We start from the raw sequence: 20,736 nt of genomic DNA, 5'->3' as shown, positions 1-20,736 counted from the left end.
ACTATATAGCGAAACGCCTTTATTTCGACGGCGTGCGTTTTCATCATCAAGGAGCTGTTCCATGCGAACGACCACGCTGCGCGCCATTCTCAAGTTCTCTGCCCTGGCCTTCGCCGTATCAGCTACAGCCAACGCGTTTGCCGACGAGGTGCAGGTCGCCGTCGCAGCCAATTTCACAGCGCCCATTCAGGCGATTGCCACTGACTTTGAGAAGGACACCGGCCACAAGCTTGTTGCCGCGTTTGGCGCTACCGGTCAGTTCTACACACAGATCAAGAATGGTGCCCCTTTCGAGGTGTTCCTGTCGGCCGACGACACCACCCCGGCAAAGCTTGAGCAGGAAGGCGACACCGTCAAGGGCTCGCGTTTCACGTATGCGGTGGGCACCCTGGCGCTGTGGTCGGCCAAGGACGGTTATGTAGACAGCAAGGGCGAAGTGCTCAAGACCAATCAGTATCAACACTTGTCCATCGCCAACCCAAAAGCTGCCCCTTATGGTCTGGCAGCGACGCAAGTGCTGAGCAAACTGGGCCTGACCGACGCGACTAAAGCCAAAATAGTCGAAGGCCAGAGCATTACCCAGGCCTATCAGTTCGTTTCCACCGGCAATGCGGAACTTGGCTTCGTGGCCCTGTCGCAGATCTACAAGGACGGCAAACTGACCAGCGGGTCGGCCTGGATCGTGCCGGACGCCCTGCATGACCCGATCAAGCAAGATGCCGTCATCCTCAACAAGGGCAAGGACAACGCCGCTGCCAAGGCGCTGGTCGAGTACCTGAAAGGCCCGAAAGCCGCCGCCATCATCAAGTCCTTCGGATACCAGCTGTAAATGCCACTGGGAAGTGCCGACATCGCGGCGATCTGGCTGACACTGAAGCTGGCGTCATTGACCACCATCATCCTGTTGATCATCGGCACGCCCATCGCGCTGTGGCTGGCGCGCACTGATTCATGGCTCAAGGGGCCGATTGGCGCGGTCGTCGCCCTGCCCCTGGTTTTGCCGCCGACAGTCATCGGCTTTTATCTGTTGCTGTTGCTTGGCCCCAACGGAGCTGTGGGCCAGCTTACCCAAAGCCTGGGACTGGGCACACTGACTTTCAGCTTTGCCGGACTGGTGATCGGCTCGGTCCTGTACTCGATGCCTTTCGTCGTCCAGCCGCTGCAGAACGCATTTGCAGCCATTGGCACCCGTCCGCTGGAGGTGGCAGCCACATTGAGAGCGGGTCCATGGGACACGTTCTTCCACGTGATTCTGCCGCTGGCAAAACCCGGCTTTATCACTGGGGCGATTCTGGGGTTCGCGCACACGGTCGGCGAGTTCGGCGTGGTGCTGATGATTGGCGGCAACATTCCCGAGAAAACCCGCGTGGTGTCGGTGCAGATTTTCGATCACGTCGAGTCCATGGAGTACCTGCAAGCACACTGGCTGGCCGGAGCGATGCTGGTGTTCTCCTTTCTGGTGCTGTTGGCGCTGTATTCCAGCGGTAAATCCAAAGCAGGATGGAGCTGAGTCATGGCCTCACCGATAGAAGTCCGCCTGCACATGACCTACCCGGATTTCACCGTGCGTACCGACCTGACCCTGCCGGGGTCGGGCATCACAGCACTGTTCGGGCCTTCAGGCTCGGGCAAGACCACATGCCTGCGCTGCATTGCCGGGCTGGAAAAAGCTGGCCAGGGCTTCATTCGTGTTCATGATGAAGTCTGGCAAGACACTGAAAAAGGCGTTTTCCTCGCTCCGCACAAACGGGCGATCGGCTATGTATTTCAGGAAGCCAGCCTGTTCCCGCACCTGTCCGTGCGGGCCAATCTGGAATTCGGCATGAAACGCATCCCGCGTCAGCAGCGCAACATTCAATTGCCGCAGGCCGCTGAACTGCTCGGTATCGACCATCTGCTGGAGCGCAGCCCTGACAAGCTATCCGGTGGGGAGCGTCAGCGCGTGGGCATTGCACGCGCACTGTTGGCCAGCCCGCGCCTGATGCTGCTCGACGAACCTCTGGCGGCACTGGACGCCAGGCGCAAAAGTGAAATCCTGCCGTATCTCGAACGCCTGCATCGGGAGCTGGACATCCCCATGCTGTATGTCAGCCACGCTCAGGATGAGGTTGCACGCCTGGCAGATCATCTGGTGCTGCTTGAAGGCGGCAACGTACTGGCCAGCGGCCCGATTCGCGAAACACTGGCGCGGCTTGACCTGCCACTGGCCATGGGCGGCGATGCAGGCGTGGTCATTGAAGGCACGGTCAGTGCCTATGATCGTCATTACCAGTTACTGAGTGTGACGCTGCCCGACAGCACATTGTGCATGCGCGTCGCACACGCCGAAATGCAGATCGGCACCCTTCTGCGCGTCAAGGTTCAGGCCCGGGATGTCAGCCTGAACCTGCAACCCGACGATCAAAGCAGCATTCTCAACCGCTTGCCGGTCACGGTGGTGGAGGAAGCGCTGGCTGACAACTCGGCACATGTGCTGGTGAAACTGGACGCCGGGGGCACGCCTTTGCTCGCGCGCATCACGCGCTACTCCAGTGACCAGTTGAACCTGCACAGAGGCCAGTCGCTCTGGGCGCAGATCAAGGCGGTTGCCGTACTGGCCTGATGCCCTGAAAAACCGGTCAGTCAGCAAATAAACGGCACCACGGTAAAAGACCGAGGTCAGTGTTTTTAACTGCCTTTGGAAATTAGCCATGCCTGACTCGACTGCCATCAGCCAGCCCGCCAGTGACCTGCATTATGTAGACGACACTCAGCCGGGCCTTACGCGCAAGGTACTGCGCGGCAAATTCGCCTACTTCAACATTGAAGGTGAGCGCATCAAGGACGAGTCGGAGATCAAGCGCATCAACGCGCTGGCAGTCCCGCCCGCCTACACCGATGTGTGGATCTGTGCCGACCCGATGGGCCACCTGCAGGCTACCGGACGTGACGCACGCGGCCGCAAACAATACCGCTACCACCCGCGCTGGCGCGAGATACGCGACCAGGACAAATACTCGCGGCTGATAGAGTTCGGTCATGCGCTGCCCAAGGTTCGCAAGCAGATAGAAGCACAACTCGCGCAGCCGGGCATGGGCCGGGAAAAGGTCATGGCGACGGTCATTTCATTGCTGGATGCGACGCTGATCCGCATCGGCAACAGCCAGTACGCCAAGGAAAACCGCTCATACGGCCTGACCACGCTGCGCAACAAGCATGTCGAGGTCAAGGGCGGCCAGATCCTCTTTGAGTTCCGGGGTAAAAGCGGCGTTGAACACAAGGTCAGCGTCAAGGACCGGCGCTTGGCCAATGTGATCAAGCGTTGCATGGAATTGCCGGGACAAAACCTCTTTCAGTACCTGGACGAAGATGGCGTGCGCCATGCGGTGACGTCATCCGATATCAACGCCTACCTGCAAAGCCTTACCGGCTCGGATTTCACCGCCAAGGATTACCGGACCTGGGCAGCGAGTGCTCTGGCGCTCGCGACGTTGCAGAAACTGCATTGGGAGCCGGAGGCCGACGCCAAGCGGCACATCGTCGACATGGTCAAGGCGGTCTCGAAACAACTGGGAAACACCCCTGCCATCTGCCGAAAATGCTACATCCACCCCGCAGTACTGGAAGGTTTCCTGCTCGGCAACCTGGCCAAACTCCCTCGCTCCCGACAACGCAAAGGCCTGCGCCTGGAGGAAGTCGCCCTGGCGAGCTACCTGCGATTACTGGCTGACAAGGTCGAGGCTGTAGTGAGCGATGCGGTGGTGAAAGAGAGCAAAGCCTGAGCCGCCTGAACGCGGCACGTCAGCCTTTGCTCCAAAAAAATTTCGTAGCCTCATGATTTACCAAGCATTTCCGGCAGGCAAAAAAGCGGCATTCCGAGTCATTTGTGACGCTTTCAAGCTTGCTTCATGGGGGCCGGGTGTATATATTCCCTGCTCTTGGCGCTACCGCCCCGATGGCGAAATTGGTAGACGCAAGGGACTTAAAATCCCTCGTCCTTTGGACGTGCCGGTTCGACCCCGGCTCGGGGCACCACATATAGATCAAGGGCTTACGGGGCATTTTGCTCAGTAGGCCCTTTTTGTGTTGGTCCGCAAAAACAGTCGTGGTCCGCAATTCCAAAAAACTTTTTCTCCGGCGTCCTGCTGACGAACACCACTCCCCAAATCTGAAGCACTCAAGCACTGCACGCCCTCACCGCGATTAGGAGTCACTCCACGTACGTCAAGTACACCAAAAAAGGTCAACGCCACCGTGGTTTCGTTCAGCGAGATTTCGAGGCAATAGCAGATACCAGGCGCGGTCATGTAGATCCCGGCTCTAATGTCTATTTTTCTCTGAATACTCTTGTGCAGATTCGATCGACAACAAATGCCATCGCGATCATCCAGCCGACGAAAAATACTGTCCGTGTGCCGTGATCTATTCCAGGTATCTCAAACCCAAGCCACGCACCTGCAAACATCAGAGGCACAAACAAAACAAGGGCAAGCAATCGTTCTAAAAGCCTGTTCACACTTGAAACTCCACATAAAAAGCGTGAGTCAGTTTGAGCCTCTTCATGTTGCCAGAGCCCAAGGCGCTGACTTCTCGCCCTCGGAAATATGCAAGGCTACTCTTTCAGTTGAAATGGGTCGTAAAACCAAAACCATGAAGACGGTTCAGCAAAGTCCACGTGAGATAGCCTATCGACGGGACGATGGCGAGCGTTTCAGGTATCGCTGCAAACTGGAGAGTGAGCGAGTCATTTGGAGAACATCCCTGAGTGATACCGGCGAATGGGATCGCCGGGGCTTGCTCCGCAGTCTTCACGTCTATCGCTGCACTCCAGTAACCTGAACACCCAAAATGCAAGACGGAAGCCGATCCTGGAAGCACCCGGCGGTTAAACCGCAGACCTTGCAGAATGCCGATTTACTCACCAAAGTCGACATCAAATGCTTGATAAAACGCCATCGGCGACTCTGCAACAATCCAGAGCAGAAGAATGCAATGGTGACCCTTTTTGCCCTCTGGCAACACTGCCGAATCTATTATTGCCGGCTCAAGCTCACCGCGGTGTTTGTCAAAAGGCTGAAGAAGGGAAATTTTTTCGTCAAAAGGGTTCTCTTGAAAGTGATTGCGCGTCAATCGGGTGCTCTCGTCCCATCCATCTTTGGTAATGAACCAACGATAACCACGCGTCACATGAGTCGCTTCATACCTCCAGGTTACGTCAAACGTACTCCCACTTTTCACGCTCAGGCGAGGCCAGCCTTCAGTGTTAAGGATGCCCTTCTTTTTCAGTGCCTCAGTGAGTTCGGTATCGGTGTAATTCAAACAGTCGCGCTCATCAATCCAGCCTGCACTCATTATCAGTCCATCTACTGGCGGGGCAGCACTATCAACATCGCCATCTGGATACTCGTCTCTGCGAGGAAAATCGTGTGCAGGGCCTTCTAATTTATCAGGGAAGTTTTTGCCGCTTTCTATTCCGTGCAGATGCCACTCCAGTACCATGCCCTGATCCATGGCATACGAGCCCCGCGATGCAGGCTCGATAACCCTGCCGTGTCTGGGTTGCTTACTATCAGATTCGCTCATTTCCATATCCCCAATTCTTGAATCAGGCATGCCTTGCCTGTTGCACAATTGAAGACCTGCTTCCATGGGCCGGATAGCTAGCAGTACAGCCAGTAGATTTTTCTGTGAAAACCTGAAACGTGAGGGCTGGTGAACTGCCCAACCCGCCACCGTTGTTGTACGTGCCCGCAGCACTTAAAGCATGAAGTTAATCCGAAATATATTCCCCTCGGGGTCCAGCAAAACCGCCTGATACCAATGGTAATACGTCAGATACGGCGCCTTGATCAATCGCGCACCCAGCGCCACTGCTTGAGGCACCAACCTGTCCACCTCGGATTGCTCATCGACATCAATGTTGAGGAGAAACCGGCAACCGGTGCTACCAGTAAACTCATCCAGCCCCAACAATTCGTAGGCATCGAGTGCATTGAAACCGATGCAGGATTTGCCTGTGTCCAGCCCACGAAAAATAGGCGACCTGATGGCCTCGATTTCACTGAAGCCGAACAGCTTCGAGTAAAAACCGCTTAAACCGATGATGTCCTGCGCGAACACGTTGACGTATGAAAGTGTGCTCATATCAGGCTACCTTGCTGCCGCCGAAGGTCGTCTGTTTGACGAACTTGGCCAGCAAGTGGTCGCCCGAAGTCACCGGCGCGTGCCGTGGCGTGGTGCCAGGCGGCAGGCAACCGGGCAGGCACTCGATCAAGGTGTCGTAGTTGGGTTGATGGAAGAACACCAATGACTGCCGACGGTTGTCCTGCTCACTGCTAATGGGCGGGTTGACCACGCGGTGCAGGGTGGAAATCCACTGGTCGTTGGTCCACTGCATCATCAGGTCGCCGATGTTGACCACAAAACCGTTCTCGACATAGGGCACATCGACCCATTCGCCTTGCTGATTACGTACCTGCAAGCCACCCAGCGCATTGTCGGGGCGCACAATGGTCAGGCTGCCGTAGTCGGTATGCGCGCTGGCGCGCAGCTGGCCGGCCTCGACTTCGGTCTTGATGTCCGGGTAACTCAGGCTGCGGAACATGCTGATATGCCGGTCGATTCTGTCATCAAAAAAGCACTCATCCAGTTCCAATGCCAGGGCAAACAGGCGCATCAACGATTGCGCCAGTTCACTCATCGCCTCGAAATAAGCTTGATACGCCTCTTTGAACCCAGGCAGCAATGCCTCGGCAGGCCAGACATTCGGCGCGAAGTGCGAGCCTGCTTCGGCGTTGTGGTAATAATCTTCGTTCGGCACGTTGCTCGGCCCGATGGAGAAGGATTCCTTCAGATCCCCCGGCGCACTTTCTTCCAGAGAATATGAAAGGCTCTCCTCGGCTATCGCGCTGTACCCACGCACCATTTCCGGGCTGGGACGATCAACCTTGCGTTTTTCCGCCAGCGGCAAATCAAAGAACTGGCGGGTCAAACCGGAGACCTTATCGATAAGTTCTTTGGGAATCTGGTGCTCGGTGATTACCAGAAACCCAATGTCCTTGCACGCTTGATTGACTGCCTGCGCCACGGCTGCCTTGCCGTCCGGTTCTCCTGAAAAATAAGGGGCCAGGTTGATAATGGGCACATAGTGCAGAGTCATACGGCTGCTTCCTCTCGCTGACACGGTGCGGGAAAGTTTCACCGGCAAGGGTGAAGGTCAGCGAGACGAGAGCAGAAAGCATGCCACTGCAAGAATTCACAATTCATACAATCAGTTAGCCGTATCGACCGTTCAAGCCAGATCAAACGGTCTGAAACGGAACGCATGGTTTGAATGCGCACAGATGAAAAACGGCCCAGAACTGCGCACATTTTTCTCCCGTGCGGCTACGCACTTTCAATACGCCGGATGACCTCGGCGGTCGTGGTGACCTCTCCGAACTCATAGGCAATAGTTGTCAGCGATATACGCTGAACGTCTGCGGCTGAAACTGCACCAAAACCGACATCCGGGTAGTCCATTGCAGCATTGGCGTCACTCAGGGCGATAACCTTGTATTCCCGGTGCACGCCGTCCCTGATCGTGGTTTCACAACACACGTTGGTGACCGTACCGCAGACAATGATCGTATCGACATCCCGCGCGCGCAGCACCGTGTCCAGGTCCGTGTTGTGAAAGCCGCTGTAGAACAGCTTGTCGACAATCACATCACCCGACTGGGGCGCGAGCGCTTCGATAACCTCAACGTCCGGATCATGCCGTGCCAGTATCTGATCCACATTCGGGTACAAATCGCGCATGCGCCCGGTGTCCGAACCATCGCCGCGCACGATATGGCGCAGATAAACCACCGTCACCTGAGCAGCCCGCGCGGCCTGCAGCAGCGTCTGGATCGGCTGGACGATATCCGCTGTACTTTTTACGTACAACGCCCCGGTAGGCTCACAAAAGACTTTTTGCATGTCTACAACAATGACCGCCGTTCTGCGCGGGTTGATCGGCCATCGGACAAGGGGTTTGCTCATGGGACTCACCTCGATTGAGCCTGACAGGCTGGGTAGGCTTGCCAAGCAATAATCGTGCTGTATGTCTCGAGGAAATATAGGAAAGAACTGCATATTGATCACGCAGATAAATAGCCTGTGTCTTACACACCGGAACTGCCGTCCTAAACGCATTGAAAACACAAGGAGCATTGAAATGAAGCCAGGCTTCGTAGAGCAAAAAGTGTCAGGCAGGTTTTATCTGAGAACGCATGGCATGTTACTGCTGGCGCTTGCCTTGACGGGATGCGGAACAATCAATACTACGTTCAGACCCGATTCCGTGGCAGGTGAAAAGCTCACTGCCTAGAAATCACATTGTTCATCAATTCCGCGAGTGTATAGCGGGTCTATGCTCGATTCCTGTGAACTGCACGCCGAACCCCAACCGTTCGTTTCCTATCAGATGCGCCCCCATCCGGCATGGGTGCTGCTCGACATGGGCGTGTCCGGAATTGCGGACACCTTGCTGTTGCCCTGGACAATTTATCAGCAAAATGAGTATGGCTATATCAATGCGAGCCGCTTTAAGTAGCCGCTATGAATTTAGTACTAAGAAGCCGAACCGCGATTACTGCAACTTTCACAGAAAGTAATCGCAGACGTTAATCTACGGAATTTTCAAAATCGGAAGCTGGGCTCAGAGCTGTTACCGAGTCACAATACTGAATAGCTACGTCTAGTTCTCGTATTGCGTCGGCAATAGGATCGTATTTTATCTCTTTGAGAGAATTTTTTAATTCATCTCGAGTGTTAGCGAGCAGCTCCCGCGCGAAACCCGGGATGAGGGTGGAGTTTGCAAATGCCTCTTCCACCGCTGCAATATCAAACATTGATTCTTTTAAATCATCAATACTCTCCGTAGCCAACAAAGTCTCTCGGAGTAGATTGCAAAAATCTTTAGCGAACTCCAAGCATATAGCTCTTACATCCTCTATGGGCGCCGGAACTTCAACGATCTTATTGCGAGCGTCTAGGCGAATAATTTTCGTTGCAATGAAATAACGCCCATCAGCCCATCCGTTGATAACTGGATTACCGTCATGGGTTGCGGCGTTTCGGACATTATGCATGAACGAACCGTGTCGAAGAAGTGATATCTTGGACCAGTCCAACTGCTCGTTTGTCACCGTCTTGACTGAATCTTTAAGCGTCTGGATAACGTTCGTAAATGCCGAAAAACCGTAGAGGACTGCACGGTTATTCCCCCTTGAAATCTCATCTCCGCGTGTGAACATCTTAAGCGACTGATCACAGCCATTAATCACAATAGCCAGTTGAAAATGGAGCTCTTTTACTTTGCCAGCAAAATAATTGGCTACAAATCGTCGATGCCGAACAGAAAAATCTTCCATAAATTAACGCCCCTCGTGTTCTGCTACTGTGATGTTGTCCGAGCTTCGTTTGACGCACGTCACGAGTCTTACAAAAGTTAGTCACGATACAGGCCTCTGCCTAGCAATGTAGCCTCCATCCCCGTCGTCGTCATGCCACTTTTGGAGGTAAAAAAAACGGCAACCTCTGGTGTCATTTCTGGCCCGGTACGAGACATGTATCTCAGAGTGGCTCATGTCAGCATCCAGAGAAAAAACCCTAACAGTCCCGGTGTTCAACGGCTCGAGCTGCATGGGGTGCTGAGGCTCACCGCCACTAACAACAACAACGCTTACACAGTCGCAATATCCGCCACTGTTTTCAATCTGGAACTTTTCAAAAAAATCGCCCTGATAAAAATAATCCCCAAGGTGTCTGATCTCAAACAATGGCTCAAACAGGCGCTCCTGATTAGCTAACCCCAAAGCTTGAATTCTATTCATCTCTGTCTGCTGCTGAACGGAGTTTTTTAGCTCTTCTGCCTGAAGCCTCAAAGCATTCGTACTGAGCTTGAGCTCACGGCCTTGCTGGAGAAAACCAAGAACGAGCCACAAAAAAGCGACAGGTCCGAATGTGCCAGCGAGAAAGTCGCCCAGCTCATTTAATTTCAAGCAAAGAAACGCCGTCCAATTAACCGATAACCACCAGCCCATCAGGGCGAGGTAAGCAACTGTCAGAATTGCCCCCCAAAATTCCAACTTTTTCATGCGTTTGCCCTAAGAAAATTTTCGCTACCAATACCTCACTTGAAAGACTCACGCCACCCTTGGAATCATATATGAGCCAGCTCCACCAGATATTGGTAGGCAATTGCATCGACATGATGCGTGCGCTGCCAAATAAAAGCTTACATTATGTGCGTGACCAGCCCGACTTACTAACGTCTGCGTGACTACGGCGAAGAAGACCAGATCGGCCTAGAGGAAACGCCAGCCGAGTGCATCGCTCGCTTGGCCAGCTTGCTCCGCCAAGTGCTATTTTGCTGTCTGACCGTGGGACATGTAAATCCTGTCGATGTCCCAGAATTGTCCCCATTAGGGCTGAAAACAAATCCGCCGCACAATAAAAAAAGCCCCGCGACCAAGTGGGTGCGGGGCTTTCAAATAGTGGAGGCCGAGGTCGGAATCGAACCGGCGTAGGCGGATTTGCAATCCGCTGCATAACCATTTTGCTACTCGGCCTCAAACGAAAGATGCTTCACTTAAACATCAAACGTATTTTCATTTCGCGGGAAACCGGTATTTCTTTGGCTTCCAACCCATTGAATCTAAAGGGTTTTTTTCAATTCCTCGCTCAGGAATGGACGCAATTCTGTACTGGTTCGCATGTCATGTCAAGAACGAGGAGAAAATAATTCGCTCACTGTGCGCAGGTGTAATGGCTAATCAACCTGACGCTCCAGAGGCGCATACGGTTTGAAGAAGCCTGCCCCCATCCAGTGCGGTGTTTTTTCTGTGGTCAATGGCTGGGCGCGCTGGTAGCTGTTAGCGTTTTTTGAATAGCCCTTGTGGTCGTACTCGGCCATGAACGGGTACGGAAAGACCTTGCGGGTACGTCCGCGATTACCGACGTTTTCCTTAACCATCGATGCTGGCAGGGCTTTTGGCAGCGGTCTCTGCCGGTTGCCGGCCTTCTCGGGGCCTGCCTGTCGGGCAACAATGGCATCCGGTGCCTGGCTTTTTTCAACCCAGGCCATGATCGGCGTCAGCAGATCAACCAGACTTGGCCCTTCCCCGCCGCCGCAGTGATAAACACCGGGCAACATATATAGCCGTGAGAACGCCTCGGTGCGTGTCTTGCCCATCTGTGCTTCGACCGCCTCGTGGTACGCCAGAGTGTTGAGCGGCGAGATGTTCGGGTCGGCCCAGCCGTGCCAGAGAATCAGCTTGCCGCCGCGGCTGGCGAATGGTGACAGGTCCGGGTTGGTGGCATCGTATAGCGCATGCAGCGGGCGTAGTTGATCAAAGGTTTTCTTGTCGAAGTTCAGTGCGTTCAGATCGAAATCCGCGCTCGGGTTCTTTTCGAACACCACATTGCGAATGGCCTCCAGTGCAGCCGTTTCGCTGTAGACGGTCTGATCGGCGCTGACCGGTACGAATACGCCTGCCCAGGCCAGTTCCGAGCCAGGCTGCGGCCCGCCCAAGGTCAAATGTTCGCCACTGACAGGGTCTTTCGGCCCCTCGTAAAAACGTCTGACAGCAGCCACTTCTTCTGCACTCAGGCAGTTGGCAGTGTCGGCTGCTGTCTTGCATTGCAGTACGGCGGGGTCGAAGTGGCAGATGCGTGGGTCGGATACAAGGCCATCGATTTGCCCGTCCAGCACATCACATTGGGCGAGTACGGCCTTGTGCAGCAATGGCAGTCGGGAAGCGAGGAGAATCGGCTTGCCGTCTGCCCCTCGGTTGGAGCGGGCCATCCAGCCGTGGTACAGCGTTTTCTGTACCTGAAAGTTGAGCGCAGGAGCCCCGGCGATGATGCCGTCGAAATCGTCCGGGTAACGCTGGGCCTCGATCAGGGCCTCGCGGCCGCCGTCCGAGCAGCCACTGAAGTAGGCGTATTCGGCTTTGCGGCCATAAAACGCGGTAATCAGTTTTTTCGACGCCAGCGCGGTGAGGTGCACGCCACGGTGAGCGAAATCGGCGCGTTTCTGCGGATCGTCGCCAAAATGGTTATCTGCCGCCTGATGCCCCATGTCGGTGGAGGCTACTGCAAATGCACCGGTATCAAGCGGCTTACAGCCATCAGCGGCGCGCACGGTCGAGTTTATGTTGCCACACAGCCCACCGCAGCCGACTTGCAGGTAGCGTTGTGCCCAGGTGCCAGTGGGCAGTTCAAGCCTGAAGTTTATCTGCGGTGCCAATCGGCCTTCCACGGCACACACTGCTACATCGTTGCGCATCGACTCACTGGCCGATAGCACGCGACTGCCCTGCCCGCCGATATCATTGAGGTCCACGCCAGTCAGCGCAGAGCACGCGCTGACTGGCTTGACCACCGCAAGCCGGGCAATGTTGTCGGCAGTTGCAGAGGACGGCGTACGAGCCTGGGCTGGCGTCTGAATGATGAGTGAAGTGACCAGCAGCGACAGAGCGCGGACGTACTTCGGCTGGGAGGGTTTCATGAGAACTCCTGTTCATGAAGGATCAAAACCACAGTGCGAGCACCTAAATGACCGCACTGCAGGTAAGGGTAAAACGTTTAAGCCAGGCAATTATTCAAAGGCTAGTAGAAAAAGTCACCCCGGATTCCATCCGCCGCCCATGACCTTGTAGAGCGTTACCCGGTTGCTCTGCTCGGTGAGGCGAAGGGAAATCAGCTCCTGCTCGGCACTGTACAGCGAGCGCTGGGACTCAAGTGCCTCCAGATAACTCTGCGACCCGCCGCGATACAGGGCATCGGCCAGTTCGTAGCTCCTGCGGCTGGCATCGGTATAGGCCTGTTGTGCGGCAACCCGCTCGTCCAGCGTGCTGCGCACCGCCAGCGCATCGGCCACCTCTTTGAAAGCAGTCTGAATCGTCTGCTGATAGGTCTGGATCTGAATCTGGTTTTCGACCTTGGCCGAGTCAAGCGTGGCCCGATTGGACCCGCCATCGAAAATCGGCACGCTGATGCTCGGCGCAAAGCTCCATGCGCCGGTCCCGGACTTGAACAGACCTGACAGGCTCGAACTGGCAGAACCTGCACTGGCGGTCAGGGTGATGCTGGGGAAGAACGCGGCACGCGCTGCGCCAATGTCGATGTTCGCTGCTTTGAGGCTGTGTTCGGCGCTCAGCACATCCGGACGACGTTGCAGCAGGCTGGAGGGCAATTCGTCCGACACCTGCACCAGTTGCGCCACGGATGCCACGTCGGCAGTGGGCAGAAGCTCTTCCGGCAGATCGCTGCCCACCAGCAGACGCAGGGCGTTGCGGTCCTGAAGAATCTGGCTTTTATATTGCGCCACATCGCCCCTCGCCGATTCGACCGTTGTCTGCGCCTGGGCCACTTCCAGCCCGGAAGAACCGCCCAGCGCATGACTGCTTCTGGTCAGGTCGTAGCTTTGCTGCTGGCTGGCCAGCGTATCCTCGGCCAGTTTCAAAAGCTGGTTGTCGGCAGCCAAGGTGAGCCAGCCGGTCGCCACTTCGGCAATCAGGCTGATCTGCGTGCTGCGCCGGGTTTCGGTCAAGGCCAGGTAATCCTCAAGCGCTTCGTCCTGAAGGTTCTGAATGCGCCCGAACACGTCCAGCTCATAGCTGCTCAAACCCAGCTGCGCGCTGTACTCGTGGCTGATCGACGACTTTCCGGTCATCGAGGTCGATGACGATGTGCGTGTATGCGTGCCGCTGCCGCTGGCATCAATGGTCGGCAGGCTCGCTGCACGCTCGATACGGTATTGAGCCTGGGCTTTCTCGACATTCAGGCTGGCCAGGCGCAGATCACGGTTATTCACCAACGCCAGGGTTTGCAGACGTACCAAACGCTTGTCGGTGAAAAAGTTCTGCCAGTCGATATCCGTGGGCACGCTGCCTGACGCAACAGGTTGGCCCGCCGTCGCCGGCAGCCATTGGTTCGATACAGGCGCTTCGGGGCGTTGATAATCCGGAGCCAGGTTGACGCAGCCTGTGAGCAGCGCCGTGACAGCCAGCGAAGGCCAGAAAAGACGCATCATGCTTCACCTGTAGATGTGGATTGGGCAACCGGAGCATTGCCTGCAGAACGACTGAAGCGGCGACGGACTTCGACGAAGAACAGCGGCACCAGAAAAATACCCAGCACGGTGGCGCTGAACATACCGCCCAGCACGCCAGTGCCGATTGCATTGCGCCCAGCCGAGCCTGCGCCGGTGCTGAGGGCCAGCGGCAGCACACCGAACATGAACGCCAGCGAAGTCATCAGAATCGGACGCAGTCGTTGCCGGGCAGCAATGAGGGTGGCTTCATGCAGGCTTTTTCCCTGTTCCTGAAGGTGCTTGGCGAACTCGACGATCAGAATCGCGTTCTTTGCCGCCAGGCCGACGGTGGTCAACAGCCCGACCTGAAAGTACACGTCATTGCTCAAACCGCTGAGCCGCGTCGCCAGCACCGCGCCTACCACGCCCAGAGGCACCACGAGCATGACCGAAAACGGTACTGACCAGCTTTCATACAAGGCCGCCAGGCAGAGGAACACGAACAGCACTGAAACCGCGTAGAGCATGGGCGCCTGAGAGCCGGACAAACGCAGTTGGTAGGACTGTCCGGTCCACTCGTAACCGATGCCTTCGGGAAGCTGCTTGATGATTGCTTCAACAGCATCCATTGCTGTCCCCGAGCTGACACCTGGCGCAGGATCACCCACCACTTCAAGCGACGAATTGCCGTTGTAGCGTTCCAGCAAGGGCGAGCCGTAGCTCCAGCTGCTGCGGGCAAATGAAGAGAACGGGACCATTTCGTCATTGCTGTTGCGCACGAACCAATGGTTCAGATCGGCTGATTGCATGCGCGAAGCAGCCTCGCCCTGCACGTAGACTTTCTTCACTCGGCCCTGATTGAGAAAGTCATTGATGTAGCTGCCGCCCAGCGCAGTCGACAGGGTCGAATTGATGTCGCTGGTAGACAGGCTCAGTGCACCGGCCTTGCGATCATCGATGGTCACTTTTAACTGCGGAGTGTCGTCCAGGCCGTTGCTGCGCACGCCCAGCATGCTCGAGTCCTTTCTCGCCAGCTCGATAAACTGCTCGCGGGCCGCCACCAGTGCCTCATGCCCCACACCGCCGAGGTCCTTGATCTGCACATCAAACCCCGAACTCTGCCCCAGGCCGCGTACCGCAGGCGGCTGCATGACAAACACGCTGGCGTCGCCAATGCTTGCCAGCGCCAGAGTCGCCCGCTGCGCCACCTGCGCGGCACCCTGCCCCTTGCCGGAACGCTCACTCCAGTCCTTGAGCTTGATGAACGCCCTGGCAGTGTTCTGGCTGTTACCGCCCATCCCCAGCCCGGAGATACTGATCAACGCCTCGACTTCCGGCTGTTTGAGCATGTAAGCCTCGAACTGCCTCATCACCGCCTGCGTACGGCTGTCAGTAGCGCCAACCGGCAGCTGGATCTGCGCCATCAGCGCACCCTGGTCCTCATCCGGCAAAAACGACGTGGGCAGGCTGACATAACCCACAGCCATGGCCACCAGCACCAGCACGTACACCAGCAGAGCCCGTCCACGATGTTTGATCACACCGCTAACGCCTCGCTGGTAACGGTCGGCGCTGCGGTCGAAGGTGCGGTTGAACCAGCCGAAAAAGCCGCCCCGTTGTGCATGCAACTGAGCATCCGAGGCTTTGAGCATCGTTGCGCACAACGCTGGCGTCAGGGTCATTGCAACCAGTACAGAGAGCAGCATGGCCGAAACAATGGTTACCGAGAACTGCCGATAGATGATCCCGGTGGAGCCGCTGAAAAAGGCCATCGGGATGAATACGGCGCTCAGCACCAGCGCAATGCCGATCAGCGCACTGGTAATTTCATCCATTGATTTGCGGGTCGCCTCCAGCGGGCTCAGTTGCTCTTCGCCCATCACCCGCTCGACGTTTTCCACCACCACAATCGCATCGTCGACCAGCAGGCCGATGGCAAGGACCATGGCGAACATGGTCAGGGTGTTGATCGAATAGCCGAACAGCGCCAGCACGCCGAACGTGCCCAGCAGCACCACCGGCACGGTAATCGCCGGAATCAGCGTGGCGCGCAGGTTCTGCATGAACAGAAACATGATCAGCACCACCAGTACGATTGCCTCACCCAGCGACTTCACCACCTCTTTGATCGACAGACTCACGAACGGTGTCGTGTCATAGGCAATCACTGTCTTCAGTTGCATCTGCGTGGGGTAGAACGGCTCCAGTTCCTTGAGTTTGGCCTTGATCGCTTCGCCAACGCTCAGCGCGTTTGCGCCTGACGCCAGTTGAATGCCCATTGCCGCCGCTGGCCTGCCATTGAGCGCCGAGTTGATGTCGTAGCTCTCGCTGCCCAGCTCCACTCGCGCCACATCGCGCAGGAGCACGACAGCGCCGTCACTGGAAGATTTGACAACCACGTTCTCGAACTGCTCAGGCGTCTGCAGCTTGCTGCGGGCGCTGATGGTCGCATTCAGTTGCTGCCCGGCCACCGCAGGCAAGGCACCCAACTGTCCTGCCGAAACTTCGGTGTTCTGCGCCTCCAGCGCCGAGCTGATGTCGGAGGGCATCAGTGCGTACTTTTCCAGCCTGGCCGGGTCCAGCCAGATACGCATGGCGTAACCCGAACCCAGGGTCTGCACGTCGCCGACGCCATCTATACGGCTGAGTTGGTCGAGCAGCGTGCTGGAAATGTAATCACCTATCTGCGTACCCGTGACACTTTCGTTATCGGATGCCAGGGCAACCAGCATCAGAAAATCGGAACTGCCCTTGGTCACCGTCAAACCTTCACTCTGCACGCTTTGCGGCAAACGTGATTCAGCCTGTTGCAGCTTGTTCTGCACCTGCATCTGCGCCACATCAGGGTCGGTGCCTGCGGCGAAGGTCAGGTTGATGCTCGCACTGCCCGCAGAGCTGCTGGAGGCGGACATATAAGTCAGCCGGTCCAGCCCCTTCATCTGCTGCTCGATGACCTGGGTAACCGAGTCTTCGACGGTCTTGGCCGATGCGCCAGTGTAGGTGGCGGAGATCTTTACCGTCGGTGGCGCGATATTGGGGTATTGCTCAAGCGGCAGCTGGCTGATGGACAACCCGCCGGCGAACATGATGCAAATGGCAATGACCCAGGCGAAGATGGGACGATCAATGAAGAAACGAGCCATGTTCAGCGCTCCTTCACGTCAGTGGCAGCGACAGTGCCGCTCGGCGATGGCGAATTCGGGCTGTCGGCGTTCTGAACACTGACTTCGGTGCCCACCGGCGTTTTCTGCCCGCCCTCGACCACCACCTGCTCATTGGCCTTGAGCCCGCTGCTCACCCACCACTGGCTGCCCACTGTGCGGTCGACACTGATCACCCGCTGCTCAATCTTGCCGTCGACCACCAGTAACACGGTGGTCTGGCCGCTGGCACTGCGGCTGACGGCCTTTTGCGGAATCAGGATGGCATTTTGATCCTGCGCCTGCTCCAGCACCGCTACCACGTACATGCCCGGCAGCAACAGCCGCTCGGGGTTGGCAAAGCTGGCACGCAGCGTCACGGTGCCGGTGCCTTCATTGACGCTGACGCCACTGAATTGTAGGCGGCCGTCGTGGTTATAAGTGCTGCCGTCATCCAGCTTAAGGGTGATTCGGGCTTGCCCATCGCCGTTGGTTTGCAGCTTGCCACTGGCCAGGTCGCGCTTGAGACGCAGCAACTCGGTGGTGGACTGCGTGACATCGACGTAAATCGGGTCCAGTTGCTGAACCGTGGTCAGCGCCGTGTCCTGCTGGGCCACCACCAATGCACCGGGGGTGACGGTCGAGGTCTCGATACGGCCACTGATGGGCGCGGTAATACGTGTGTAAGCCAGGTTGATGCGCGCGGTCTGCACATCGGCCTCCGCCACTTTTACCTCCGCCGCAGCGGTCAACAGACTGGCCTCGGCGTCTTCTTTATCCTGCTGGCTGATGGCATCTATCTTTGCCAGTCCAATATCTCGCCTGGCGGTCGCCTGCGCCGATTTGAACGTGGCACGGGACTTGGCGAGCGTGGCCTGTGACTCCGCCAGCGCAGCCTGGTAGGTAGCACTGTCGAGCTGATACAAAGGCTGGCCGGCCTTGACGTCTGCCCCCTCGACGAACAGCCGCTGCTGAACGATGCCACTGACCTGCGGCCGTATCTCGGCGACCATGAACGCTTGAGTGCGCCCCGCCAGCTCGGTGGTCAGCGCCTGGCTGCGCGGCTGGACAGTGATGACCGACACGCTTGGTTTTGGCGTAGCGGGCGGCGGATCATCCGCCGAACAACCGCTCAGAAGACTGATAAGGGCTGCGTAGATGACAAAGGTCACCGTCATCAGGTATTTGGCGAAAATCTTGCTCGACATGTTTGCCTCAGGACGTTGTGGCGAAAGCCTGATGTCAGAGTGCGAGGCAAATGTGCAGGAAAATTGAAGATTGCTGAGCCGACTTGAAACTTGCGGTCACGAAGGCCTAAATGGACGCCGTCTTCAGGGAAAACCCGAGCCTTCATGAAATCGAGCATCTCCACCAAATTATTTGTCGCGGTACTGGCCAGCGTGCTGTCAGTGATCCTGATCATGGGTCTGACTGCGAACTGGAGTTTTGCCCGTGGCTTTCTGGGTTATCTCAACGAGCAGGCCATGCAGCGTATGTCGCCGGTCCTGCCGCGGCTGGCCGTGGCCTATGCTCGCGAAGGCAGTTGGGAGTTCATGCGTGACAACAAGGATCGCTGGTTTGAGGTGATGCGCCCGGAGCCCGCGCAGGACTTCGCCATTCCCGGACTGGCCACACCACCCACTTCCGATCTGACTGGTGCAGTGTTTCGAATCGCCCTGCTGGATGCGCAGAAGAACCTGGTAATGGGGTTTCCGGGCGTACATGACGATGAGTTTATGCGCCCGGTGGAAGTCGCCGGCAAAATCGTGGGCTGGCTGGCCGTCACACCCTTTCAGAGCGTCAGTGAAGCGGGTGGTGAGCGCTTTCAGCAGTACCAGTTGCGCGCCAGCCTGGCGATGGGTGTGCTGTCGCTGCTGCTGGCGGTGCTGATTGCCTGGTGGATTGCCCGCACGCTGCTCGACCCGGTCAAGCGTGTGGCCGCTGCAACCCATCGGCTCGCCGCAGGGGAATACAGCAGCCGCGTGGCGGTTTCCTCCAACGACGAGGTAGGCCAGTTGGCTCGCGACTTCAATCAGCTGGCGTACACCCTGGAGCGCAATGAGAAGATGCGCCGCGAATTCATGGCCGATGTCTCCCATGAGCTGCGCACCCCGCTGTCGGTACTGCGTGGCGAACTGGAAGCCATCGAGGATGGCGTGCGCACACTGGATCAGGCGTCGATGAAGTCCCTGCAGGGCGAAGTCGGCATGCTCAGCAAGCTGGTGGATGATCTGTATGAGCTGTCCCTGGCGGATGTGGGCGCCCTGACCTACCGCAAGGTCGACTGTGATCTGGCGGAGCTGCTGACGAATATCACTGAGATGTTCGAGGAGCGTTGCGCCGCGCGTCAATTGAGTTTGCAGCTGGAACTTGCGACTCACCCCTTGTCGGTACACGCAGACCCAGGCCGCCTGCAACAGTTGATCAGCAACCTGCTGGAAAACTCGGTGCGCTACACCGATGCCGGTGGCACGGTGCAGGTTCGCGCAGCCATGCGCGATGATGAAGTGTGTATCGAAGTCATGGATTCCGGCCCCGGCGTCGATCCAGCACAATTGCCCAGGCTGTTCGAACGCTTCTATCGCGGTGAAACATCGCGTAACCGCGCCAGCGGCGGTGCGGGTCTGGGGCTGGCGATCTGTCACAGCATCGCCCTCGCCCACGGCGGCAGCCTCAGCGCCGACCATTCGCCCACAGGCGGCCTCTGGCTGACCCTGTGCCTGCCTGGACGGCTGCGACCATGACCTCTATGACCACCGAAACGCCGATTCTCATTGTCGAAGACGAACCCAAACTGGCATCGCTGATGCGCGACTACCTGATCGCTGCCGGTTATTCGACCCACTGCCTGAGCAACGGTCTGGAGGTAGTGCCAGCAGTCAGAGCCCAGCCGCCGCAACTGATCCTGCTGGATATCATGCTGCCAGGTCGCGATGGCATGGACATCTGCAGGGAGCTGCGCAGTTTCAGCGCCGTGCCCATTGTCATGGTCACCGCGCTGGTCGAGGAAATCGATCGTTTGCTGGGCCTGGACCTCGGTGCGGATGACTACATCTGCAAACCGTTCAGCCCGCGTGAGATGGTAGCCCGCGTCAAGGCAATACTGCGTCGCACTTCCTCAACCGACCCGCACACGCCCAAGGGTTTGCAGGTGGACGAAGCGCATTATCAAGCCTCGTTCAATGGTGTCAGCCTGGACCTGACCCCGGTTGAGCTGCGTCTGTTGGCCACTTTCGCCCGCTCACCGGGCCGGGTCTTTTCCCGAGACCATCTGCTGGACCGGCTCTACTCGGATCATCGCGTAGTAACCGACCGCACGGTGGACAGCCACATCCGCAACCTGCGTCGCAAACTGGAGCAGGCCTGTCCTGGTCAGGACCCGATTCAGTCGCTTTACGGCGTGGGATACAAGCTCGAGCTTTGACCGTCACAGCGCTGAGCACACGTCATCATCCATGCCGTTCCAAGCACCCAACATCGGACGCGGAGCGTCCAGAACGGCATGCGACGCACGATAGTCGGGATTATCGTTCCGCACGCTCCAGCGTGGGA

The 20,736-nt window shown here is 57.1% G+C and carries 17 protein-coding genes, 2 tRNA genes and 2 pseudogenes; 9 read left to right on the top strand and 12 right to left on the bottom strand.

Features of this window, described 5'->3' with window-relative positions; all coding sequences use genetic code 11:
• Nucleotides 1–61: 61 nt before the first annotated feature.
• From modA to AO068_RS22310, 5 genes are all read left to right on the top strand, one after another.
• Nucleotides 62–829 carry a molybdate ABC transporter substrate-binding protein gene (gene modA / locus AO068_RS22330; protein WP_058409475.1) on the top strand — a complete coding sequence of 256 codons (768 nt, stop codon included), beginning with the start codon at nucleotides 62–64 and terminating at the stop codon, nucleotides 827–829.
• Nucleotides 830–1,510 (top strand): molybdate ABC transporter permease subunit, encoded by a 681-nt coding sequence (modB, locus tag AO068_RS22325; protein ID WP_058409474.1) that lies wholly within the window; start codon nucleotides 830–832, stop codon nucleotides 1,508–1,510.
• A gap of 3 nt (nucleotides 1,511–1,513) precedes the next feature.
• Nucleotides 1,514–2,602, top strand: a complete 1,089-nt coding sequence (gene modC / locus AO068_RS22320; RefSeq protein WP_058409473.1) for a molybdenum ABC transporter ATP-binding protein — start codon at nucleotides 1,514–1,516, stop codon at nucleotides 2,600–2,602.
• A gap of 88 nt (nucleotides 2,603–2,690) precedes the next feature.
• Nucleotides 2,691–3,761 carry a DNA topoisomerase IB gene (locus AO068_RS22315; RefSeq protein WP_058402843.1) on the top strand — a complete coding sequence of 357 codons (1,071 nt, stop codon included), beginning with the start codon at nucleotides 2,691–2,693 and terminating at the stop codon, nucleotides 3,759–3,761.
• Nucleotides 3,762–3,928: 167 nt separating this feature from the next.
• Nucleotides 3,929–4,014 (top strand) — tRNA-Leu (locus AO068_RS22310).
• Nucleotides 4,015–4,306: 292 nt separating this feature from the next.
• On the opposite strand, the gene AO068_RS29355 is transcribed toward AO068_RS22310, so the two are convergent.
• The 5 genes from AO068_RS29355 to AO068_RS22290 all read right to left on the bottom strand — a co-directional run bounded on the left by AO068_RS29355 (nucleotide 4,307) and on the right by AO068_RS22290 (nucleotide 8,004).
• Entirely contained in the window at nucleotides 4,307–4,495 is a 189-nt protein-coding gene (locus AO068_RS29355; protein WP_080394808.1) for a hypothetical protein, read from the bottom strand.
• A gap of 398 nt (nucleotides 4,496–4,893) precedes the next feature.
• Nucleotides 4,894–5,568 carry a lytic polysaccharide monooxygenase auxiliary activity family 9 protein gene (locus AO068_RS22305; protein WP_057402516.1) on the bottom strand — a complete coding sequence of 225 codons (675 nt, stop codon included), beginning with the start codon at nucleotides 5,566–5,568 and terminating at the stop codon, nucleotides 4,894–4,896.
• A gap of 168 nt (nucleotides 5,569–5,736) precedes the next feature.
• A complete protein-coding gene (locus tag AO068_RS22300; RefSeq protein ID WP_002553400.1) occupies nucleotides 5,737–6,123 on the bottom strand; it encodes a VOC family protein in 387 nt (128 codons plus the stop codon).
• Between the two features lies 1 nt (nucleotide 6,124).
• Complete coding sequence (locus AO068_RS22295) at nucleotides 6,125–7,138, bottom strand: isopenicillin N synthase family dioxygenase (RefSeq protein WP_044323259.1); 1,014 nt, start codon at nucleotides 7,136–7,138, stop codon at nucleotides 6,125–6,127.
• A 227-nt stretch (nucleotides 7,139–7,365) separates the two neighbouring features.
• Nucleotides 7,366–8,004, bottom strand: a complete 639-nt coding sequence (locus tag AO068_RS22290; protein WP_058409472.1) for an isochorismatase family cysteine hydrolase — start codon at nucleotides 8,002–8,004, stop codon at nucleotides 7,366–7,368.
• A 175-nt stretch (nucleotides 8,005–8,179) separates the two neighbouring features.
• Here AO068_RS22290 and AO068_RS29525 point away from each other — a divergent pair.
• Nucleotides 8,180–8,557, top strand: a pseudogene (locus tag AO068_RS29525) (YceK/YidQ family lipoprotein).
• 70 nt (nucleotides 8,558–8,627) lie between these two features.
• On the opposite strand, the gene AO068_RS22280 reads toward AO068_RS29525, so the two are convergent.
• Together AO068_RS22280 and AO068_RS29345 are read right to left on the bottom strand one after the other, a co-directional pair.
• Nucleotides 8,628–9,377 (bottom strand): hypothetical protein, encoded by a 750-nt coding sequence (locus AO068_RS22280; RefSeq protein WP_058409470.1) that lies wholly within the window; start codon nucleotides 9,375–9,377, stop codon nucleotides 8,628–8,630.
• An 81-nt stretch (nucleotides 9,378–9,458) separates the two neighbouring features.
• Nucleotides 9,459–10,103 carry a hypothetical protein gene (locus tag AO068_RS29345; RefSeq protein WP_058409469.1) on the bottom strand — a complete coding sequence of 215 codons (645 nt, stop codon included), beginning with the start codon at nucleotides 10,101–10,103 and terminating at the stop codon, nucleotides 9,459–9,461.
• Nucleotides 10,104–10,216: 113 nt separating this feature from the next.
• Between AO068_RS29345 and AO068_RS29340 the strand changes: the two are divergent.
• Nucleotides 10,217–10,370 (top strand): annotated as a pseudogene (locus AO068_RS29340) (DNA-methyltransferase); the annotation flags it as partial.
• Between the two features lie 133 nt (nucleotides 10,371–10,503).
• Here the strand turns inward: AO068_RS29340 and AO068_RS22270 are convergent.
• The 5 genes from AO068_RS22270 to AO068_RS22250 form a co-directional block, all read right to left on the bottom strand.
• Nucleotides 10,504–10,577 (bottom strand) — tRNA-Cys (locus AO068_RS22270).
• A gap of 200 nt (nucleotides 10,578–10,777) precedes the next feature.
• On the bottom strand, nucleotides 10,778–12,517 hold the full coding sequence (locus AO068_RS22265) for a tannase/feruloyl esterase family alpha/beta hydrolase (protein WP_058409468.1): 1,740 nt from the start codon (nucleotides 12,515–12,517) through the stop codon (nucleotides 10,778–10,780).
• A gap of 114 nt (nucleotides 12,518–12,631) precedes the next feature.
• Complete coding sequence (locus tag AO068_RS22260; protein WP_058409467.1) at nucleotides 12,632–14,041, bottom strand: efflux transporter outer membrane subunit; 1,410 nt, start codon at nucleotides 14,039–14,041, stop codon at nucleotides 12,632–12,634.
• Nucleotides 14,041–17,187 carry an efflux RND transporter permease subunit gene (locus tag AO068_RS22255; protein WP_058409466.1) on the bottom strand — a complete coding sequence of 1,049 codons (3,147 nt, stop codon included), beginning with the start codon at nucleotides 17,185–17,187 and terminating at the stop codon, nucleotides 14,041–14,043. The genes AO068_RS22260 and AO068_RS22255 overlap by 1 nt, the downstream gene beginning before the upstream one ends.
• Nucleotides 17,188–17,189: 2 nt before the next feature.
• Nucleotides 17,190–18,392 carry an efflux RND transporter periplasmic adaptor subunit gene (locus AO068_RS22250; RefSeq protein ID WP_058409465.1) on the bottom strand — a complete coding sequence of 401 codons (1,203 nt, stop codon included), beginning with the start codon at nucleotides 18,390–18,392 and terminating at the stop codon, nucleotides 17,190–17,192.
• Nucleotides 18,393–18,536: 144 nt separating this feature from the next.
• Here AO068_RS22250 and baeS point away from each other — a divergent pair, with 144 nt between their 5' ends.
• A complete protein-coding gene (gene baeS / locus AO068_RS22245) occupies nucleotides 18,537–19,928 on the top strand; it encodes a sensor histidine kinase efflux regulator BaeS (RefSeq protein WP_058409464.1) in 1,392 nt (463 codons plus the stop codon).
• A 5-nt stretch (nucleotides 19,929–19,933) separates the two neighbouring features.
• The gene (locus AO068_RS22240; RefSeq protein ID WP_058409556.1) at nucleotides 19,934–20,608 is read left to right on the top strand and encodes a response regulator; all 675 of its coding nucleotides are present in this window, start codon (nucleotides 19,934–19,936) and stop codon (nucleotides 20,606–20,608) included.
• Nucleotides 20,609–20,736 lie beyond the last annotated feature (128 nt).

This window comes from Pseudomonas sp. ICMP 3272 (assembly GCF_001466905.1).
Lineage (GTDB): Bacteria > Pseudomonadota > Gammaproteobacteria > Pseudomonadales > Pseudomonadaceae > Aquipseudomonas > Aquipseudomonas amygdali.
This window is presented reverse-complemented; position numbering and strand designations above follow the sequence as displayed.